Genomic DNA, 19,277 nt, shown 5'->3' with positions numbered 1-19,277 from the left:
CATCCGCCAGGCGTCATACCGCAGCGGCGTGTATCTGGACCACAGCCTGCGGGTTGTGGAAGCGATGCAACAGACCCGCCCGTTGCTCCTGATAGCGGACCACGGACTCCGCCTTCACCGGGCCGTAACCGCGCACCTCCTCGGGTAACCGAGCCAACTCCCGGGCCTGGTCGAGATTGGCGGACGCAAGCCCTGCCAGTACTTCTTGCACCAGCGCCCGGTAGTCCGCGATCAGGGCCCGCTCCTGGCGCCGGTCCGGGTGGTAGCCGAAGGGGTCCAGCCGGGTACCGCGCAGTCCACGGAACCGGGCCAGCACCGCAAAGGCCTGCAGCATCCAGGGCCCGAACGTGCGCTTGCGGGGCCGACCCTGCTCGTCCAGGCCGCGGCTGAACACGGGCGGCGCGAGGTGGAACTGCAGGGTATAATCACCTTCAAAGGTCGCCTCCAACTGCTGGCGGAATTTGTCGTCGGTATAGAGCCTGGCCACTTCGTACTCGTCCTTGTAGGCCATCAGCTTGTACAGGTTGCGCGCCACGGCCTCGGCCAGGGCGGTACTACCCGGCTTTACTGCCTGCTCCCTGGCCTTCACCCCGGCAATAAAGTCGCGATAGTCACGGGCCAGGGATTCACCCTGGTACTGCACCAGCAGCCCCGCGCGGTGCTCGACAATCTCCTCCAGGCTTGGCGGCAGGGACAGTACCTGCACCAGCCCGGCGACCCGGCCCACGTAGTCGGCGTCCACCGCCGCTACCCTGCCCCAGGCGAATGCCTGCAGGTTCTCCGCCACATTGACACCGTTGAGGCTCAGCGCCTGTTCCAGAGCCTGTAGCGAAACCGGTACCGCGCCCTGCTGCCAGGCGTGGCCCAGCAGGAACACGTTGGCGTAGACCGTGTTGCCGAGGATGCGCTCCATCAGTTCGTTGGCGGGCACCGTGTGCAAGTTGTCGACGCCGACCGCGGCGGTGAGGGCGGCCTCGCGCTCGCGCATCCTGATGTCTGCATTGCGGTTGCGCACGAACTGGCCCGTGGGCACCTCGCTGTGATTGATCAGCACTCGTGTCCGGTCTCTGGCCAGCACCCGCACGGTGCGCGGATCCGTGCCGACAACAATATCGCAGGCCACTACGGCGTCGGCACAGCCATCGGCAATCCGCACCTGGTTGAGGGCGGCCGGACTGCTGCCGATACGGATATGGCTGATTACCGCACCGCCCTTCTGGGCGAAGCCGGTAAAATCCAGGACGCTGGCGCCCTTGCCTTCCAGGTGGGCGGCCATCGTCACCAGCGCGCCCACGGTGACCACGCCGGTGCCGCCAATGCCCGCCACCAGCAGGTTGAAGTTGTTGCTCAGGTCGGCCTCCGGCGGCGCAGGCAGTGCCGCCACCCGGCTCTCAAGTTCATCGCCGACGGGGTCCGCCTGCGAACGCCGCAGGCGACCGCCGAGTACCGAGACAAAGCTGGGGCAGAAGCCCTTGACGCAGGAATAGTCCTTGTTGCAGGAGGACTGGTCGATCTTGCGCTTGCGCCCGAGTTCGGTATCCACTGGGTAGATGGACAGGCAATTGGACTGCAGCGAGCAGTCGCCGCAACCCTCGCACACGGCCTGGTTGATAAACATGCGCCGGTCCGGGTCCGGGTAGGCGCCCTTCTTGCGCAGCCGCCGCTTCTCCGCTGCACAGGTCTGGTCATAAATCAGCACGGTGACTCCGGGGGTATCGCGCAATTCCCGCTGCACACTGTCCAGCTCGTCCCGATGGTGAAAACTCGCACTGGGGGGAAACAGCGACTTGTCCCGGTACTTTTCCGGCTCGTCACTCATCACCGCAATACGCTGCACCCCCTCGGCGCGAACCTGGCAGGCAATTGCCGGCACCGTGATGACCCCGTCCACCGGCTGGCCGCCGGTCATGGCCACGGCATCGTTGAACAGGATTTTGTAGGTGATGTTGGTGCCTGCGGCCACCGCCTGGCGGATCGCCATGTAGCCGGAATGGAAGTAGGTGCCCTCGCCCAGGTTCTGGAACACATGGCCGTTGCCGGTAAAGCGCGACTTGCCGACCCAGTTCACGCCCTCACCACCCATCTGGATCAGGGACTCGGTATTGCGGTCCATCCAGGAGGCCATGAAGTGGCAGCCTATGCCGGCCAGCGCCTTGCTGCCCTCCGGCACCCGGGTCGAGGTGCTGTGGGGGCAGCCGGCACAGAAATAGGGGGTGCGCTTGACGTCGGTCGGTACGCTGACCGCCACCTGCCGCGCCCGCAGGGCCGCCAGTTGCTCGTCAAAGCGCACCTCCGGGTACTCGTGGGTGATGCGGGCGGCGACAATGGGCGCCAGCAGCGCCGGGCTCAGCTCGCCAGTCCAGGGCACCAGCGGCCGCCCCTCCTCGTCGTACTTGCCCACCATGCGGCTGGGCTTGTCGCTCTGGTAATCGTACAGGGCTTCCTTCAGCTCGCTTTCAATGATGCCGCGCTTTTCCTCCACCACCAGTACTTCGTCCTTGCCCCGCAGGAAGGCCCGGGCACCCCGTGTTTCCAGCGGCCAGACCATGCCCACCTTGTAGATGTCTATACCCAGCTCGCGGGCGCGGCGCTCGTCGATACCCAGCAGCCGCAGCGCTTCCATCAGGTCCAGGTGTCCCTTGCCGGTGGTGATGATGCCGAAGCGGGCATCGGGGATATTGTAGATCGCCCGGTCGATGGGATTGGCCCGGGCGAAGGCCCGCACCGCCTCCAGTTTGGCCACCAGGCGCGCTTCCACCTGAGGCCCGGGCAGGTCCGGCCAGCGGTAATGGAGACCATACTCCGGTGCTTCGTAATCGGTCGGGGTGGCGAATTCCCGGCTGTAGTCCAGCGTCACCGACGCCGCGCTTTCCACAGTTTCGGAAATGGCCTTGAAACCGACCCAGGTGCCCGAATAGCGGGACAGGGCGAAACCGTACAGGCCGTACTCGATGTATTCCGCCACCGACGCCGGGTTCAGGGTCGGCATGAAATAGGCCATGAAGGCGACATCCGACTGGTGTGACATGCTGGAGGAAACGCAGCCGTGATCGTCACCGGCGACCACCAGCACCCCGCCATGGGGGGAACTGCCGTAGGCATTGCCGTGTTTGAGCGCGTCGCCGGAACGGTCAACCCCCGGCCCCTTGCCGTACCAGATTGAAAACACCCCGTCGACTTCGCGGTCGGCATCGGTTTCCACCTGCTGGGTGCCGAGGATGGCGGTCGCCGCGAGGTCCTCATTGATCGCCGGCAGGAATTCGATATCGTAGTCGCGCAGGAAGCGCTCTGCCCGCCACAGTTCCTGGTCGTAGGCACCCAGCGGGGAGCCGCGATAGCCGGAGATGAAGCCCGCCGTGTTGAGACCCCGGCGGCGATCCAGGGCCCGCTGCAGCATGGGCAGCCTGACCAGGGCCTGGGTACCGGTCATGAACACCCGCCCGGTCTCGCGCCGGTAGCGGTCCTGCAACTCATAGGCATCCAGGGGCGGTATCACGGCGGGCTGGTTCATGAGGTCAATCCATTGGCTGGGAAACGTAGAACTATAGTCCTTCGCACCAGAAATGTGCTTCCTTTTTCTTTGAACAAACTCCGCTTTAGTGGATAATCCTTGCGTTATTTACAGGTATTCGAAATTTTATTTCACTAACAGAGAGAAATCGTGGACCGCATTGATATCCGGATACTGCAGGCCCTGCAGCGCGATGGCCGTATCAGCAATCAGCAACTGGCGAGCGCGGTGGATATTTCTCCGGCCGCCTGCTGGCGGCGCATGAGGGCACTGGAAGATAACGGCGTGATCGAGCGCTATACCGCTCTATTGAACCGGGAAAAGGTCAATCTCAACCTCTGCGCTTTCATCCATATCACTCTGGCGCGACACGTACGGGAAAGCACCGCGGAGTTCGAAGCCGCTGTACTGCAGCGCCCCGAAGTCATGGAGTGTTTCGTCACTACCGGGGACGCGGATTTCATCCTCCGGGTGGTCACCGAAAACATCGCCAGCTTCGACGCCTTCCTGGAGGGCTTCCTGTTCGGCCTCCCCTGGATTTCCCAGATCAAGTCAAATATTGCGCTGCGGGAAATCAAGCTGGAGACGGCCCTGCCCCTGGACCCGGAGAGGGCATAGGCAGAGCCGTCCCGCTCAAACCCGGTCCAGTTCGCTGAATTTCACCACCCGGGCGTGTACCGGTGGGTGCTCGCTGGCGCCAATCCAGCGCCAGCACAGGGTGCCGCGGTGGTGGCCGGCGGTTTCCACCCAGTTGGCCTGGGGCGGTTTCTGATGGGCGACCACGATCACCACGGCGCCGTCCGCTTCGTACTGCGCCGTGTGCTTGTTGAAGTGAATCTGGTGGTAGCGGTAGTCCAGGGATTCCATCCACCAGTTCTGCAGCACGAAGTTCCAGGTCTGGCAGGCCGGCACCTCGGGAGCGTGGATCAGCAGCGCCTCGTCCTCCGCCAGCTCCCAGCAGCTGTGGAAATAGTAGATATTCGGGTCGCCGCCGATCGCCTGGCAGTAGGCCTGGTCCGCGGCCGCCACCTCGTTCACGGTAGGCAGGAAGCTCTCGGCCCAGCCCTCGAACAGGCCGGTGGTGTTGCGCATGAACTGGACCGCACCCTGCAGGGCGCGGTCCAGTTTTTCGGGGCTCAACGGTGCCGGCCTCTCCTGTTCTGCGCCTATGCGCTCGATGCGGATTTCCGCTTTCGTTTCCCGGCGCCGGTCCTGGAAGGTCTGGCGCACGTTGATGGCATTGGTTTCCGGGCCCATGGGCAGCCAGTTGCCGGGCTGCCGGGTCTGGCTGACGATAATTTCCAGGCTGCCGTCGGGGTTGAGCTCCAGCTCCCGCGAGTCCAGCCAGCCATCGGTCTTCATGCCACCGCCGCTGCTGTAGCGGTTGATGACGGTACCGAAACCCAGATAATCCACCGTGCCGCGGTTACCGGTGATGCGGTAGTCGTGGTTGGGGTCGATGCTGGCGGTCTGGTAGTGGTTGTCGGGGTTGTCTGCGCCCAGCTTGATGGTCTCATGAGCGGGACAGCGCAGCTCCGGGAACAGCGGGTCGCCCGCCTCCAGGAAACTTTCCAGGCCCGCGCGCAGCATGCGGCTCAGATAGCGGTAACCTTCGGCGCGATTGAAAGCGTCCTGCGGGGCCAGCTCCGCTTCCACCAGCTGGCCCGCCGCTTTCAGGGCATCGCAAAAGTCGCTCCAGCTGCTGCCGTCCAGAACGCGCTGCTCTGCGGTTTTGGGTTCATTCATGCTGCTCTCTCCTCATCCATATTCAATCCGTAGCGGCCGATGTAGTCCCCGAACAGGGCCTCGACTTCGCCGCGATCAATACTGTAATCCTGTAACCGGTAGCGGTGCTCCCCATGCTGCCCGCGAGGGTGTGCGTCCAGCCAGCCCTGCATTCGTTCACGTGCAGAAGCATCCAGGGGCATGCCCCGCAGGGCGTAGAGTTGCTCCAGCACCGACCAGGGGTCGCGCAGGAAGTCATCGTGGTGCAGATCGATAAACTGGCCCGGATGCGCAGGTTCCAGCGCCGCCCGGTCGGCCTCGAAGGTGCGGGTGTAGGCGGTGAGCATGTTCATCCAGTCGCGGCCAATCTCCGCCCGGTCGACTACCTCGCTGCCGCTGCGCCGCAGCACTTCACTGAAACTGCAGCCGGAGCCGACAAACGCCATCGGCGCGCGATGGGTCTGGAGAATGATGGCATCCGGGTAGACCCGCAGGATTTCCCGCAGGCCCAGCTGATGGAACGGCGCTTTCAACACCCAGCGGCCCGGGTGGTGCGACTGCAGCAACTGCAATTGGCGCCGGTGGTAATCGTAGCTGTCGGACCGGCACAGGTTGGCGTAGAACCAGTTGGCGTAGCTGGGGATATGAAACAGGGCCGGGTACTCCACTGACATGAAGTTCCGGTTGAGCAGCATATAGCACTCATCCGGCTCCTGGGCGTCGATCAGGTGGGTGCGCTTGAACCCGGGCAGGAAGGTCTCGGTAAGGGCCACACTTTCGGCCTGCGCGGCAATGCGCGGGTCCGTGGTGTAGGTGGCGGTCTCCGGCGGTGGCACCGGGTTCTGGGCCTCCCACAGGCGCAGGGTACGGTTGCGCGGATCCTGGTTCAGCAGGTGATGCAGGGCGGTGGTGCCGGTGCGGGGCAGGCCGATGATAAATACCGGCTGGCGCACGGGCTCATCGGCGACTTCCGGGTGCGCCGAGAGATAGTCCTGAATCTGCAGGCGCCTGCTGAGGCCCGCCAGGATTGTCATCTCCGCGCGCATCTGGCCAAACTCGTTGAGCCGCGCCTCGGTCAGCAGCGCGTCCAACAGCCGTTCCAATGCCTCGTAAAACGCCGGATCGCCAAAATCCTCCAGCCCGGTATCCAGCATGGCCTGCTGGCGCAATGATTCAATCTCAAGCACGGGTCACCCTTTCAGTCGTTATTATTGTGCTGACAGGCCCTGCGGCCCTGCCCAGAGTACCACTTTACAGACCCGGCAAGAGGCTGGCATCTCCCGTTCCCGCGCGCATTCGCACTGGTATAACAAACGAGACCGTGGCGCGCGCATTGCTCCCCGGCAGCCGCAGCTGCTAATCTCCCGCGTTTGCCACAGGACTGATCCCATGCGACTTCCCGTTTCCACCTGGCCAGACATCGACGCCTGGCTGAAGAAATCGACGACCATCGTGATTCCCATCGGCTCAATGGAACAACATGGGCCCAACGGCTTCCTTGGCACGGATGCGCTCTGCCCGGAAATCATCGCCAATCATGCCGAAAGCCTGGCCCCCGATGACCTGCTCGTAGGACCAACCTTCAACGTTGGCTGCGCCCAACATCACCTCGATTTCCCCGGCACCATAACGCTGCGACCCTCTACCATGATCGCAGCCATGGTGGACTGGACCGACAGCCTGCTGCGCCACGGCTTCGACCGGATCTACTGGCTCAATGGCCACGGCGGCAACATCGCCACCATCGAAGCGGCCTTTGCCGAGATCCATGCCCGGCGCAGCTTCGACCCCCGCGGCGCCGAAACCCGGCCCGACCTGTGGCTGAAACGCCGGGACTGGTGGGATTTCAGCAAAGTTCTGTCTCTCTGCGGCCAGCTCTACCCGGAGGGCCACGGCAGCCACGCTACCGCCTCGGAAGTAGCCGTGACCTACTGGGCGTACCCGGAACGGGAACGCCAGCATACCGCCATGAGCCCGAAGATTGCGCCCAACGGCTCGATCAGCGATGCAGTGCGCTACCGCCGCGACTTCCCGGATGGCCGCATCGGCTCAGACCCCACCCAGGCCAATGCCACTGACGGCGGCAAGATAGTCGCGCTGGCGGCGCGGTGCCTGCTAGACGATCTGGCACGGTTCAGCGGTCACTGATCGCTATCCAGCTCCATCAGGTGCAGCGCGATCTGGTGCCAGATCAGGGGGCCGTGCACCTCGTTGGATTCGCCCTCGGCATCAGGGTGGGCTGACTGTTTGACGATCACCATGTCGGCAACCTTGTCGAGGTAGATGAACTGCCCGTGCACGCCGATGGCGGACACCGCCCGGTGCGCGTTGTTAAAGCTCCACCACTGGTCGTGGTACCCATAGGCAATGTTTTCGTACCACTCGTCCTGATAAAGCACGTTGAAAACCTCGCGGTTGCGCGGCGTGAGGATGCGCTGGGCCACCGCAGAGGGCAGCACCTGGCGCTGGTTGTAGTGCCCTTCCTGCAAAATCATCTGGCCGAACCGCGCTGCATCCCGTGCCGTGATGTTGAGCCCGCCGCCGGCCATCGGCACGCTCCCCCGATCCAGCCACAGGTAACCGCTGCGCTCCGCGCCCAGGGGCTGCCAGATACGCTCGGCGATCAATTGCTGCAGGGGCTGCCCGGTCACCCTGCTCAGGAGCCAGGCAAGCACATCGGTGTTGGGGGTGACGTAGTGAAACGCTCGCCCGTGCTCCGCATCCCGGGATGTCAGCGTAGGCAGATAATCGTACATTGATGCAGGACCGGTATAGGGTACGGCAGGGTCGTAGCCGATCCAGGCAATCTGCCCGTACTGCCAGATATCGGCGGCGGGGTCCTCGTAGTCCTCGCTGAAACTGACGCTGGTAACCATGTCCAGCAACTGCTGCACGGTGGCACTGCCAAAGGCACTGTCCGCCAGTTCGGGGAGGTAGCTCGCAACCGTTCGCTGCAGATCAATCGCGCCCTCCTCCGCAAGCAGCAGCACGAGCGTGCCGACAAACGACTTGGTCGCGGAAAACATCTGATGGGGCAGGTGCGGCTGCATGCCGTGCAGGTAGCGCTCGTACACAATGCGGCCGCGGTGCAGCACCAGGAAGCTGTCGGTGCGTGACTCCTCCATCCAGGCCGCCAGGTCAAGAGTGCGATCTTCACCGACGTTGAACACCAGCTTGTCCAGGTCCACCGGCTGGCTCTCCAGCGGCGAGGCCGGGCCGGGGCCGGCATAGATCTCCGCAGTCGGCGCCAGCTGCCGTATGTGCCGGAAGCCCCAGCGGCTGTAGGGCTCCTGCATGAAATTCTGCAGCGTGACGCGCCTGTCGGGGGACACCGGTGCCCCCCGCATGAGTTCATCCACCGCGGGCGGTTGCTGCGCGGCGGCAGCGCCAGCGGTGACCAGGATCGCAATAAGGCCGGGGCGAAGCAGGGCCAGCAAAAGTGTTCTCATCCCGTGGTCTCCTTCTCGGTTAAATCGGTGATCCGGGCGGCGCCGGCAGCGCTTCCAGACCCTGCAGTGCGGCCGGATCATCCACTACGCGCCGAATTTGTGCAGCGCCAAACAGGTAGTGCGCGCGCCACTGTGACGAGGACGCCGGCGCCTGCTGTTCCAGCCAGGGCGCGAGTGCCAGCAGGGCGTCGAGACTCTCGGCCCGCACCTGGGGCTGGACTCCGGCGCCGCCAGCCAGGCGCAATAGCCGCTCCAGGGTGGCGCTATGAACCACCCGTTGCAGGGCGCCGGCATTACCCCCTTCCGGCGGCGCGTACAGGGTCGCGGCCAGCACCTGGTCGAGCAAATCCGGGAACCCGGGCTGGGCGGCCGAGCGCGCCTGATTGTTGTTCATGCGTGCTGCCCGCGTCGGATTCAGCAACATGTCGAGACTGAGGCCGGCAGCCGTCGCCGCTGCGGCGTGGGGGTCGAAAACGTAGCCGGTGTGACGCGGAAAAAGCTCGCGTGAATCCCCGGCACCCGGCGGGCGCGGGGGAATCAGGGCAACCAGCTGGGGCGCCAGCGCCAGGGTTTCGGGTGCCAGAGTCTCCAGCAGCGTCGCAATCGCCTCGCGCTGGCGCGCAGGGAGAATCATCGCCGTGGGCACCTGGCCGTCGCCCCGCAAGGCATACGTGAATTCCTGGCCGCCAATGACAGTGGCCGCCGCCTGCAGTTGGTAGCGGTGCAACAGGTACATGGGAACCAGCGCGTCCTCGATCTGCGCCATGGGCCGGCCCAGGCGGATAACACGCTCGGAGAATCGCTCCAGAACCGTCCTGCGCAGAGCGAGCAGGCGCTGCAGTTCAGCCACCGGGTCGGCGCCGTTATCCCAGAGGCTGCCGAGGGGGTGGGCGGGGCCCGCAGTGACCGCAAAGGCATCTCCCCGGGCATGGGCATCGGCCACGTAGTGCAAGCCTGAGGCATACGTGTCGCGGATGATCTTCTCTCGTGCCCGGGGAACATCAACGCCGTCGGGGAAGTCCTGGTAGCCGTAGAGAATGGCGCGCTTGTCCCAGCGGCCCATACCTTCCGTGTAGGCCTGCGAGAGGTCAGGGTCGCCGTTGGCGTCCAGGGTCACGTAGGGATGAGGATAGTCCATCACCGAGGCGCGGTCATCGGCGCTGGCGGCGAAGTTGTGTTCCAGCCCCAGGGTATGCCCCACTTCATGGGCGGACAACTGGCGAATACGTGCGAGGGCGAATTCCAGCAATTCCGGGGGCACCACGCCGTCATCGCCGTAGGGCGCCAGCAGACCTTCCGCCAGCAGGTAGTCCTGGCGCACCCGCAGCGAGCCCAGGGTGACGTGACCCTTGATGATTTCCTGGGTGCGCGGATCCCGCACGCTGGAGCCGTAGGACCAGCCGCGGGTGGAGCGGTGCACCCACTGGATCACGTTGTAGCGCACATCCATCGGATCGGCGCCCTCGGGCAGCATCTCCACGCGGAAGGCGTTGTCGTATCCCGCCGTCTCGAAGGCCTGGTTCCACCACAGGGCGCCCTCGATCAACGCGCTGCGCACCGGTTCCGGTGCGCCGCGGTCAAGGTAGTAGACGATGGGTTCAACCGCTTCGCTGCGCTCGGCAGCGGGATCCTTTTTCTGCAGACGGTGACGCCAGGCATAATTCCGCCTGACCGGCTCGCCTATCGGAGTTGCGTAGTCGAAACGCTGGGCATCGTTACCGGGGTCGATAAAGCCCGACCGCGGATCATAGGGGAGCGGCTCATAACCAGGCTTCGGCAAGCGCACAAAGGAGTGGTGCTGGTGCACCGTTACCAGCCTGGGGTCGGGCACGACCGTGCCGATAATCTCCCCCTGCGGCTCACCCTCCAGAGTCACCATGGCATCCACTTCAGTGTTGTCGGGAAAACCCCGGGTGCGAGGCAGAAATATAGCGGAGCACTCCGGATCCGCCTGGTAATCACCCTGCCCTGCATCCTTGAGCCGCCTTGCAACGCCGTGCACATCCGCCAGGAAATAGTCCGTGCCATCCACCAGCAGACGCTGGCCAGTGGCCGCAGTCACTGTGAAACCGGCAATGACGGAGCGGGCAAAAGCTTCCTCCACCGCCAGACGTTCGTCGGAGTTATCGGTACTGGCAGTGAAAGCCGGATTGTCCGCCAGCAACAGGACCTTGTCGCCGACGCGGGTAAAACGCGCCAGGCGGGTTGCGCCCAGCTGGCCGCGATCCAGGCCCAGGTCGTTGGAACCCACGCCCCGGGACAGGCCGCTTACATAGATGAATGGCTGCCCCGGCTCGGCAATTTCCAGGTACAGCCGCCCGCGCTCATCGTCCCAGTAAAGGTCCTGAAACCCGGGCAGATGCTGCATGCCTTCGGTGTGGGTGGCGATATCCGGCAGGCCTGCTGCGGTGTCGGCCTGCCTGTCAGTGCCGCAACCGGCAACAGTTATAGCCAGTAACAACAGCCACCAATAGCGCATCAATCACCCCCTGAGAACCCTGAATTGTGTTCAGTGTAACAGCAGGATTTACCGCCGACACACGGCTTCCATATGCCCCTTCAAAAATTGTAGGCCACTTCGACACCATAGAATCGCGGCGGAGCAGCAATGAACGTGGGCGTGCCGAAGGCGCCGCCGGTGTTGCCGGCATCGATGATGTATTCCTTGTCGAGCAGGTTATCGGCGTAGGCGCCGACCCGCCAATCGCCGTCCGCTGTGGTGTAACCTATATTGAGCCCGACAAGGCTGACCGCATCCTCGGCGATATCCTGGCCAGCGATGGGTGTATTCGCATTTTCGAAGTAAACCTTGCTGCGCCAGGTATATGACAGCATGGACTGAACGCCGGCACCGCCTGCCAGCGCCAGTTCGTGCACCAGGGCGAGAGATGCCGTCGTTTCCGGTTGCAGCCGGAAACGGTTGCCACCGAAAAAGAAGTAGGACAGATCAAAGCCGAGGCGATTGTCCAGCCACTGCGACTTCAGACCGATTTCATAGTTCCAGATTTCCTCGGCGGGCAAGATGCTGACAATCGCAAAGGGATTCTCTGCCCCGCCCTGCCCTTCCACATCGATCACCGGGGCGACGCGCCCTTTGCCAACGTTGGCCTAGATGTGTAAGTCATCGGAGAAAAATAGCTCAGTGACAGACGCGGCAGCCAGGCGTCAAAGGTCTCGGTATCTGATTTCACTACCTGACCACCGGTATTGCCGAACAGCCCACCCAGGAAGGGACCACCAAACAGCGCCGACGTATTGCCGGTTGCGAAGGCGCCTCCCTGACACTCGTCTTCCAGATAGCGGATGCCGGCGGTCGCAGTCAACTGCGGTGTGACCTGCCAGGTGGCGTCAGCATAGACCGACCAGCTTGTGTTCTTGCCGGTATTGCCAAAACGTTCGTTGAAGATCACAGGAACCGGAAAAATCGAGTTCACGCTGCCGTCAGCGTTGATGCAGGGAACACCGGGCGCAAGCCCGAGGCAGGCGGCAAATACGCCCTCATCGGTCGCAAAGGGCACAGCCTGGGAACCGTCTTCCCAGAAATAGCTGGCGCCGAAGAAACCGCTTACTGCACTGCCGTCATTGAAATTGGCACGGATTTCCTGACTCCACTGGTCGCTCTCTGCATCTTCGGCAAACTCCAGCCAGAACGCTGCGGTGCCGTCGGCATCAAAGACTTCCAGCGAATCGAAGCTGCGGGCATTGCTGATCGAGTTGACCGTCCAGGCATCGCTGAGATCGTAGGCAATGTTCAGGGTTGTGCTGTGCACCTTGCGGTCGATGCCCAGGTCACCGCCCAGATAATCGTTGCGCAAGCTCCCATGCGGGCCCAGCTCCGCAAAGCTGTTCGGGTCGGTGCTGCCGCCGGTCGGAGGGATAGAGCCGCTTTTTAGAGCCGCTTTTAAAGGAACTCCCCGGACGTGTATCCCTTTGGTAATTCAAAATCAGGTCTGCCTGCAGCCTGTCCGTCGGCTGCCATGCCAGAAACCCGCGCACAGCCAGGGTCTCGGTACCGTTCAGTGCTTCCGCGGGCCTTCCGGGATTCTGGGATTCGGGGCGCCCGTCGATATTCTCTATGAAACCGTCGCGCTTCTTGTAAGTGAACGCGAGGCGCGCGAACGGCTGATATCGACCCGTCCTGGTGGATGGAGACCCGCGGCGCAATACCGGCGGAGCCGCTGTCCGAGGTAATGCCACGAATCACAAAGCCCGGATTGTTGACACTCTGCTCCTGCACCACCAGCCCCGGCACAGATTACCGCGAGAGCGCTGCGGCGCCAGTTGGGCAGCACTGTCTGGCTGCTGGTGGGGGTCAACAGGGATGAGTAGATCACGGCGCATCCTCGCTCGTTGCTTGTCAGAGAAGGCAAGGACATTAGCGCTCGCATGTTGCGCTGAGGACGGGAACAAGACGGTTTTATGTCGGCGGGATGTGCCCGCGGGCACAAGCTGGACAGCTGAGGCCCCGGTTGCCAACCGGGGATATGCGGCGAAGCCTCAGACGGTCGCCCCCTGGCGCCGCGCGCGCACCGCGGCGGCAAGTTCTTCGAGCAGGATCTCGGTATCATCCCAGTTGATGCAGGGATCGGTGATGCTCTGGCCATAGGTCAGAGATTGGCCAGCCACCACATCCTGGCGCCCTTCCACCAGGTTGCTCTCTATCATGATGCCGAAAATGCTGCGGCTGCCGCGGGCGACCTGATTGCCGATATCGCGGATCACGTCCCGCTGCCGGGCGGGAATCTTGCGGCTGTTGGCGTGGCTGGCGTCGACCATGATGCGAGCCGCCAAGCCCGCTTTCACCAGCATGGCACCGGCATCGTCAACCGAGAACATGTCGTAGTTGGGGTGCTTGCCACCACGCAGGATGATGTGACAGTCCTCGTTGCCGGTGGTCTGGAAAATCGCCGAGTGGCCGTACTTGGTGACCGACAGGAAATGGTGCGGCTGGGAAGCAGACTTGATGGCGTCGATGGCGACCTGGATATCGCCATCGGTGGCGTTCTTGAAGCCAACCGGGCAGGACAAACCCGAAGCCAGTTCCCGATGGGTCTGGCTCTCGGTGGTGCGGGCGCCGATGGCACCCCAGGCAATCAGGTCCGCCAGGTATTGCGGGCTGATCAGGTCGAGGTACTCGGTACCGGCGGGCAAGCCCATGTCGGCCAGGTCCGACAGCAATTGCCGGGCCAGGTGCAGGCCCTTGTTGATCTGGAAGGTATTGTTCAGGTCCGGATCGTTGATCAACCCCTTCCAGCCCACCGTGGTACGCGGCTTCTCGAAATACACGCGCATCACCAGCAGCACATCGTCCGCCAGCGCATCGGCCACGGCTTTCAGGCGCCGACCGTAGTCCCGCGCGGCCGCCGGGTCGTGAATGGAACAGGGGCCGACCACGGCGAGCAGGCGGTCGTCCTCGCCGGCCAGAATGCGGTGAATGCCGTGGCGGGCGGCGGCCACGGTGCTGGCCGCCAGATCGCTCACCGCAATGTCACTGATAAGTTGCTGCGGTGCGACCAGCTCGTTGGTGCGCTGAATGCGCAGGTCATCGGTATTGGTTGTCATGAAGCTCTCGGACAGGTCCAGAATAGCCTGCCAATATACCACTCGCAGCGGCGAGGGTGGAGCGCAGTTCAGGGCTGCGGGGACCCCAGAGCCCGAAAATCCGCCGGATAATCCACGTCGCGCAGGATACCGGGGTCCGCCAGCGACAGGCACAGGCGCCTGCTGCCCGCCCGGCTGACCAGATCACGGGCACCGCGGTCACCGTCCAGCCTGGCGAGGGCGGGGAAGAAAACGCGCCCAAACCCCACCGGGTGACCAGGCTCTCCCTGAAACGTGGGCGTGACGATGGAATCCGCCGTCAGGGCTTCTGCCACAGCGCGAAACGTACCCGGGCGGATGCCGGGCATGTCCGCGAGCGCTACCAGCAGCCCCTGCCAGCCCCCCAGCTGCGCGACCGCATCCGCCAGGGTTGCGCCCATACCTTCGGCGGCGCGCTGACACTCCAGCACCGCGACCTCCGCCGCCAACAGACGCTCCTTGATCGCGTCATCACCGGGTCGCAAGCAAACACGCAAGTCCAGCCCACTGCGCTGGATCGCGGACACGGCCGCGAACAACAGGGGGCGGCCATCGGGCAACAACGCGAGGCGTTTGTCGCTGCCAAAACGTCGGCTCCAGCCAGCCGCCAGCAACAGCACACCGACATTCACCGCCGCGCCCGCCGCAGCTGCACCAATTGGGCCATGATGGACACGGCAATTTCCAGCGGTGTCTTGCTACCGATATCCAGCCCTACCGGGGCGTGCAACACGGCCAGACGGTCCTCGGGAATATCCAGCTGACGCAGGCGCTGCAAGCGTTTTTCCGTGGTGCGGCGCGACCCCAGGGCGCCCACGTACCAGGCGTCGGTGGTCAGGGCCTCCATCAGCGCCATGTCGTCTATGCGCGGATCGTGGGTGAGGGTGATCACGATGCTGTGGCGGTCGCTGGCATGCTCGCGCACGGCGTCGTCGGGCATACCGGCGAGCAAGGGCACCGCGGGGCCCTGCCACTGCGCCAGCATGCGCTGCCGCGGATCGACCACCAGCACCTCGTAGTCCATTGCCAGGGCCAGTTCCGCCAGGGACTGGCCGAGTTGCCCCGCCCCCACCAGCAGCAGACGCATCTGGGGGCCGAAGGTTTGTTCCAGGGTGCGGCCAGCAAAGTGCAGGGGAGCGTGATGCTCCTCCGCTGTTGTCACCGTAGCGCCGGTGTCCACGGCGACAGAGCGGCGCAGGCAGCGCCGGGCCGCAATCGCGTCCAGTGCCGCCCTCAACCAGGGCGGATCACGATCCGCCTGCAGCCGCTGGACCAGCACCTGTAGCCGACCGCCACAGGGGAGGCCCAGGCGTTCGTTCTCTTCCGCGGTGACCCCGTACTCAATCAGCTCTGCCTGTGCTACCGGCAGAGCGCCGGACTGCAAACGCTGCAACAGGTCTTCCTCAATGCATCCCCCGGACAGGGAGCCCACCTGTTCGCCGCGACCGTTGCAGGCCAGCAACGCGCCGGGAGGACGCGGCGAGGATCCCTGCGCTGCGACGATGGTGCACAGCCAGACCGGTGGCGCAGCGGCTTCTGACAGCCAGTCAAGAGCGCTGCTGAGAATGGACTGATCCGGTATCTGCATGGTTAGAGAGCCGCCCAATGCAGGTCCAGCAAACCACCGATGGTGTTGGGCACCACCAGGTGGGCCGCATACCAGGTGTGCAGGCAGCGGATACGGGTGAAGTCGGCGATACCGCCGATACCGCGCTGTTGCAAAACCTCCGCAAAACCCGCTGCCTGCAGGGCCCTGCGATCCTCGGCCGCAAGGAAGCTGTCGCGCAGCCGGATATGGGCCTCGTGATCCGCGCGCATGGACGCCTGCAACCCGGGTTCGGCATTGACCCGGGTCTGCAGGTCCTTGATCAGTCCCCGCGCCTCTTCCTGGTCGATGCGATAGTTCAGCACCGGATCAACCAGCCAGAACAAGGTGGGAAACGGTTTCCCCTCCACCAGCGAAGCGACCCGGATCACCCGGGGCTGGCCGCAGTCGTCGACCACCGGGATATCCTCCAGGCCGCGGGGCTCGCGGCCCAGCAGGGTCGCGACCTGCGCCCACTGAGTTTCGGTAAATGTCATTGCGCTTTCCGTAACCGGGTATCAGGCGCCTATTCTACGGCAAACATGCATCCGCGTAAGGCGCGGGAACTTGTCGACAAAATCTGGACAATTGACAGCTACAGCCTCAGTCACTACAGTGCGTCGCGTACCAGGTGCCTGCCGCCGGTGTCACTTGACACGGCTGGGCCGGTTAAATGGGAAGTGTGGTGAGGCCCCGTGCCGATGCCACCGCTGCCCCCGCAACGGTAGACAGCAACAGCTGTGAGCCCGATACCTGCCTGGCACAAGCAACGATGGAGCGGAGGGCTTCATTGAAGGTTGCCTGATGCCGTTTCCCGCATTGCGTTCCCTGGATCCCCTCCCTCAATCGCCAACATTTTCTGGCATTGAGGTACCACATGAAACCACACGCACTCGCCGGCGCCGTCGCGCTGCTGACCACCCTGCCCGCCTGGGGTAACAATACCGCTACCTACCCGCTGGAAGAGATCGTGATCAGCTCTTCCAGGATCGCCATGCCACTGCGCGAGGTCGGCACCTCGATCTCGGTGATTGACGCTGCGGATATACGCGCCCGGGGCTTCACTTCACTGCAGGACATCCTGCGCAGCCAGCCCTCTGTTGCGGTGAGCAACAACGGCGGCCCCGGCAAGATATCCTCCCTGCGAATTCGCGGCGAGGAGGCCTACCGCACCCGGATCCTGATCGATGGCATCGACATCTCCGACACCTCGGCGCCCCAGGTTGGGCCGCGGGTAGAGCAATTGCTCAGCAGCGGCGTGCAGCGGGTGGAAATCCTGCGCGGCCCCCAGGGCCTGATGTACGGCGCGGACGCCGGCGGGGTCATCAATATCAGCACCCGTACCCCGGGTGACGGCTTCGGCGGCGACGTAAGTGCGGAGACCGGCCGCTACGGCAGCCAGCATTATGCCGCCAACATCGGCGCCGGCAGCGACACGTTGGATGGCAACCTGTCGCTGGCGGACTACCGCAGCGACGGCTTCAATTCCCGTACCAATGACATCGACCCGGCCGACGACGACGGCTACAAGAACACCACCGTACACGCCCGCGGCGGCTGGAATATCAGCGAACAACTGCGCCTGGAACTGGTGGGCCGGGACGTCGATGGCGACAACCAGTTTGACGGCTGCTTCACCAACGACACCTTTGCCCCCAGCAACCGCTGCAGCGACAGTTTCTCGCAGCAGTCCTGGCGCACTGCCGCCAGTTTTCGCGGCGACCAGCTGCAGCACGAGCTGGCCTACAGCCACAACCGGACCGAACGCCAGCTCTTCACCGAAGGACTGCCCGGCTTTGGCACCGAAGGTACGCTGAGCCGGGTCAGCTACCTCGGCAGCTACTCACCGGCGGCAGCCCTGCAGCTGGTGTACGGTGTGGACCACGAGGAGCAGACACTGGATGATGGCACCTTCGATACCGAACGCGACCAGACCGGTGCCTACCTGGAATACCAGGGGCGCCTCGGGGACAGCCTCTACTTCACCGCCGGCGGCCGCTACGACGACAACGAGAATTTCGGCAGCCACGATTCCTACCGGGTGAGCGCCGCCTACCTGGTGCCGGTGGGTGCCAGCGAACTCAAGTTCAAGGGTGCCTGGAGTACCGGTTTCCGCGCCCCCAGTCTGTATGAAATCGCCTACAACCGCAGCTTCTTTGCCTCCCCGCCGGCAGTGGATGTCAGCCTGCAGGAGGAACGCAGTGAAGGACACGAGTTCGGTGTGGCATGGTTCGGGCCCGCGGGCCTGGTGCTGGAAGCCATCATTTTTGAGCAGACCGTGGAAAACGAAATATTCTTTGACCTCGAAGGCTACTCTGGCTACCTGCAGGGTAGCGGCGACAGCGACTCCAAAGGTGTGGAATTGATCGCCGAAGTGCCCCTGCCCATGCAACTTCAACTGCAGGGCAACTACACTTACAACGATACCGAAACCGCGGCCGGGGGCCACCGGGTCTATCGCCCTCGGCACCTCGCCAATGTCGGCCTGCAGTGGCAGGCGCCATCCAGCGAGCTGGCCCTGGGCCTGCACCTGCGGGCCTCGCGGGATGCGCGCGAGTTCGATGGCAGCGCTCTCGACAACTACGAAGTGCTGGACCTCAATGCGCGCTACACGCTGGCAGCGGGCCTCGAAGTCTACGGCCGCATCGAGAACCTGCTGGACGAAGACTACGAAGAAATCCCCAGCTACCGGACCAGCGGCAGGGCCGCTTACGCTGGTCTGCGCTTTTCATTTTAGGAGCCAAACTGGATGACCGACAACGAGCGCAAGAACGAACGTCACAAAAAGGCCATGGCCAGGCAGAAGGCCAGTGTCGACGCCAGCATCAACGCCGCCAACACCGAACGCGGCGTGGCGATCCTGCTCACGGGCAACGGCAAGGGCAAGTCCAGTTCAGCTTTCGGCATGGTGATGCGCGCCCTGGGCTATGGCTACAAGGTCGGGGTAGTGCAATTCATCAAGGGCGAGCAACTGTCCGGCGAGGAAATCTATCTGCGGGAGCATTGCCCGCAGGTAGCGTTCTACCAGATGGGCACCGGCTTCACCTGGGACACGCAGGACCGCAGCGGCGACATTGCCGCCGCAGTGCGCACCTGGGAACAGGCCAGCGCCATGCTGGCCGATCCCGCCTATCATCTGGTGGTGCTGGATGAACTCACCTACATGCTGGCCTTTGACTACCTGGCCGAGGACACGGTGCTGACCGCGCTGGCCAACCGGCCGCCGGAGCAGAGTGTGGTGGTCACCGGCCGCGGTGGCGGCTCGGCGCTGCAGGACATCATGGACACGGTGTCGGAAGTGAAAGAGATCAAGCACGCCTATAACCACGGCATCAAGGCCCGCCGCGGCGTTGATTACTAGTATCATAAACCATTAATTACGAAACATAATGTCGAGACATTTTGAGATCTGCATCTTGCCGAGAGA

Annotated in this window: 15 protein-coding genes and 1 riboswitch; of the genes, 4 read left to right on the top strand and 11 right to left on the bottom strand. The window is 63.8% G+C overall.

What is annotated here, in order from left to right:
- Window positions 1-13 precede the first annotated feature (13 nt).
- Window positions 14-3,511 carry an indolepyruvate ferredoxin oxidoreductase family protein gene (locus Q6D67_RS15805; protein ID WP_304706633.1) on the bottom strand — a complete coding sequence of 1,166 codons (3,498 nt, stop codon included), beginning with the start codon at window positions 3,509-3,511 and terminating at the stop codon, window positions 14-16.
- A gap of 150 nt (window positions 3,512-3,661) precedes the next feature.
- Between Q6D67_RS15805 and Q6D67_RS15800 the strand changes: the two genes are divergently transcribed.
- Window positions 3,662-4,129: an Lrp/AsnC family transcriptional regulator gene (locus Q6D67_RS15800; protein WP_304706632.1), complete on the top strand. Its 468-nt coding sequence runs from the start codon at window positions 3,662-3,664 to the stop codon at window positions 4,127-4,129.
- Window positions 4,130-4,144: 15 nt separating this feature from the next.
- Here Q6D67_RS15800 and Q6D67_RS15795 read toward each other — a convergent pair whose 3' ends face one another.
- Together Q6D67_RS15795 and Q6D67_RS15790 are read right to left on the bottom strand one after the other, a co-directional pair.
- Window positions 4,145-5,257 (bottom strand): DUF1214 domain-containing protein, encoded by a 1,113-nt coding sequence (locus Q6D67_RS15795; RefSeq protein WP_304706631.1) that lies wholly within the window; start codon window positions 5,255-5,257, stop codon window positions 4,145-4,147.
- Complete coding sequence (locus Q6D67_RS15790; protein WP_304706630.1) at window positions 5,254-6,423, bottom strand: sulfotransferase; 1,170 nt, start codon at window positions 6,421-6,423, stop codon at window positions 5,254-5,256. The genes Q6D67_RS15795 and Q6D67_RS15790 overlap by 4 nt, the downstream gene beginning before the upstream one ends.
- A 202-nt stretch (window positions 6,424-6,625) precedes the next feature.
- Here Q6D67_RS15790 and Q6D67_RS15785 point away from each other — a divergent pair, with 202 nt between their 5' ends.
- Window positions 6,626-7,384 (top strand): creatininase family protein, encoded by a 759-nt coding sequence (locus tag Q6D67_RS15785; RefSeq protein ID WP_304706629.1) that lies wholly within the window; start codon window positions 6,626-6,628, stop codon window positions 7,382-7,384.
- Here the strand turns inward: Q6D67_RS15785 and Q6D67_RS15780 are convergent.
- The 8 genes from Q6D67_RS15780 to Q6D67_RS15745 form a co-directional block, all read right to left on the bottom strand.
- A complete protein-coding gene (locus Q6D67_RS15780; RefSeq protein WP_304706628.1) occupies window positions 7,378-8,685 on the bottom strand; it encodes a serine hydrolase in 1,308 nt (435 codons plus the stop codon). The two genes, Q6D67_RS15785 and Q6D67_RS15780, sit on opposite strands and share 7 nt — an antisense overlap.
- A gap of 19 nt (window positions 8,686-8,704) precedes the next feature.
- Window positions 8,705-11,164, bottom strand: a complete 2,460-nt coding sequence (locus Q6D67_RS15775) for a zinc-dependent metalloprotease (protein ID WP_304706627.1) — start codon at window positions 11,162-11,164, stop codon at window positions 8,705-8,707.
- A gap of 80 nt (window positions 11,165-11,244) precedes the next feature.
- Window positions 11,245-11,763, bottom strand: coding sequence for a TonB-dependent receptor (locus tag Q6D67_RS15770; RefSeq protein WP_304706626.1), 519 nt, complete (start codon window positions 11,761-11,763; stop codon window positions 11,245-11,247).
- Complete coding sequence (locus Q6D67_RS15765; protein WP_370551978.1) at window positions 11,760-12,518, bottom strand: TonB-dependent receptor domain-containing protein; 759 nt, start codon at window positions 12,516-12,518, stop codon at window positions 11,760-11,762. Before Q6D67_RS15765 ends, Q6D67_RS15770 begins: the two co-directional genes overlap by 4 nt.
- Before the next feature lie 664 nt (window positions 12,519-13,182).
- Window positions 13,183-14,247 carry a 3-deoxy-7-phosphoheptulonate synthase gene (locus Q6D67_RS15760; protein ID WP_304706624.1) on the bottom strand — a complete coding sequence of 355 codons (1,065 nt, stop codon included), beginning with the start codon at window positions 14,245-14,247 and terminating at the stop codon, window positions 13,183-13,185.
- Window positions 14,248-14,315: 68 nt separating this feature from the next.
- Window positions 14,316-14,897: a nucleotidyltransferase family protein gene (locus Q6D67_RS15755; protein WP_304706623.1), complete on the bottom strand. Its 582-nt coding sequence runs from the start codon at window positions 14,895-14,897 to the stop codon at window positions 14,316-14,318.
- On the bottom strand, window positions 14,894-15,853 hold the full coding sequence (locus tag Q6D67_RS15750; protein ID WP_304706622.1) for an XdhC family protein: 960 nt from the start codon (window positions 15,851-15,853) through the stop codon (window positions 14,894-14,896). Before Q6D67_RS15750 ends, Q6D67_RS15755 begins: the two co-directional genes overlap by 4 nt.
- A 2-nt stretch (window positions 15,854-15,855) precedes the next feature.
- Window positions 15,856-16,347, bottom strand: coding sequence for a DUF501 domain-containing protein (locus tag Q6D67_RS15745; protein WP_304706621.1), 492 nt, complete (start codon window positions 16,345-16,347; stop codon window positions 15,856-15,858).
- Window positions 16,348-16,462: 115 nt separating this feature from the next.
- A riboswitch (cobalamin riboswitch) is annotated at window positions 16,463-16,626 on the top strand.
- A 101-nt stretch (window positions 16,627-16,727) separates the two neighbouring features.
- On the opposite strand from Q6D67_RS15745, the gene Q6D67_RS15740 reads away from it, so the two are divergent.
- Entirely contained in the window at window positions 16,728-18,587 is a 1,860-nt protein-coding gene (locus Q6D67_RS15740) for a TonB-dependent siderophore receptor (RefSeq protein WP_304706620.1), read from the top strand.
- A gap of 12 nt (window positions 18,588-18,599) precedes the next feature.
- Window positions 18,600-19,211, top strand: coding sequence for a cob(I)yrinic acid a,c-diamide adenosyltransferase (gene cobO, locus Q6D67_RS15735; RefSeq protein WP_304706619.1), 612 nt, complete (start codon window positions 18,600-18,602; stop codon window positions 19,209-19,211).
- Window positions 19,212-19,277: the final 66 nt, after the last annotated feature.

The organism is Haliea sp. E1-2-M8 (assembly GCF_030649675.1).
Lineage (GTDB): Bacteria > Pseudomonadota > Gammaproteobacteria > Pseudomonadales > Halieaceae > Haliea.
The sequence above is the reverse complement of the archived record's forward strand: the minus strand, read 5'-3'. Positions and strand labels throughout refer to the sequence as shown.